General features: G+C 39.6%; 2 protein-coding genes. Both read left to right on the top strand.

Annotated features, from left to right (window positions below):
* The first annotated feature begins 2 nt into the window (after positions 1-2).
* Positions 3-215 (top strand): BCCT family transporter, encoded by a 213-nt coding sequence (locus ABLT31_RS38595; protein ID WP_367761010.1) that lies wholly within the window; start codon positions 3-5, stop codon positions 213-215.
* Positions 145-1,510, top strand: a 1,366-nt coding sequence (locus ABLT31_RS38590; RefSeq protein WP_367761009.1) for a BCCT family transporter, incomplete at its 3' end; no start/stop codon positions are given. The genes ABLT31_RS38595 and ABLT31_RS38590, both read left to right, overlap by 71 nt.

The following is a 1,510-nucleotide window of genomic DNA, read 5'->3' as shown; positions in this document are numbered from 1 at the left end:
ATTTGAAAAAAGATAATACCGTTTTAATTGCTTCGCTTATCTTGACATCTATTTTCATCATTTTAGGAATTTTCTATAACGAACTTTTGAACAAGACTTTCTCTAACATCTTAAATTTCACTTTGGAAAACTTCGGTTGGTTCTATGTATCTGCAGCTACGCTTTTTCTTGCCGTTTGCGTTTTATCTACTGTTTTCCAAATACGGAAACATTAAACTAGGGGATGATCATGACAAACCGGCTTATAGTACTGGCTCATGGTTAGCCATGTTGTATAGTGCCGCTATGGGCTGCGGGCTAGTATTCTGGGGAGTCTCGGAACCTGTCTTTCACTACTTGAATCCTCCGATCGGTAAAGGTTCGACTATCGAATCTGCTGATACCGCCTTGAGGTTTACATTCTTTCATTGGGGATTTAATGCTTGGGCTATCTATGCAATCGTAGCCCTTGGACTTGCTTACTTCCAGTTCCGGAGAAAACTACCTGGACTAATAAGCTCTATTTTTTATCCTGTCCTAGGTCAAAGAATTCATGGTCCTATTGGTAAAGGCATAGACATATATGCCGTCTTCATGACAGCATTGGGTGTTTCTACGGTTTTAGGCGTAACTTCTTTACAATTTAGTGCAGGATTAAATAAATTGTCACAAATCCCTAATAATCTCACTACTCAAATCGGTATTTTGTTAGTTGTAACCGCTTTATTTTTAATTTCAGCAGCAACAGGCCTGGATAAAGGGATTAAGATATTATCTAACTTTAACATGATTACCTGCATTTTACTCATGCTGCTTGTCTTGTTTCTAGGTCCAACGGTTAAAATTTTAAACATCTTTTTGACAAACACTGGCGCTTACCTTGATAATCTAGTAAGTATGACGCTGCGTATGGATCCCTATGGCGATGGTAAATGGATTTCTGCCTGGACTATATTCTATTGGGCTTGGTGGAGCACCTGGGCCCCGTTTGTCGGCAGTTTTATTGCACGAATCTCTCAAGGCCGGACAATTAAGGAATTTTTGCTTGGTGTACTTGTTATTCCAAGTTTTGTAACCTTTTTATGGTTCTCTGTTTTCGGTGGAACGGCCATTCACTTCATACATGACCTGAAAAACACAGGCCTGGCGGAAGTTATCCAAAAAGATGTGGCAGTTGCTCTCTTTGCTTTCTTAGATAATTTCCCATTTTCATCTCTGTTAAGTATCGTTGCTCTAATTCTCATCACCTCATTTTTTGTAACTTCGGCGGATTCTGCAACTTTCGTTTTAGGTATGTATAGCGGAAACGGTACACTAGATCCTACGAACAAAATCAAATTAATTTGGGGTCTTGTGATTTCTGCCGGTGCCATCGTCCTGCTGATGAGTGGAGGAGTAACTGCGGTGCAAACTGTATCCATTGCTATTGCATTCCCATTCTATATCTTGATGGTCGGTATGTGTTACACCTTACTTAAATCCATTCGAAGTGAAACCCAAATTCTTATGGAAGCAGTTACAAATAAACCTG

Source organism: Ammoniphilus soli (assembly GCF_040813775.1).
This window is presented reverse-complemented; position numbering and strand designations above follow the sequence as displayed.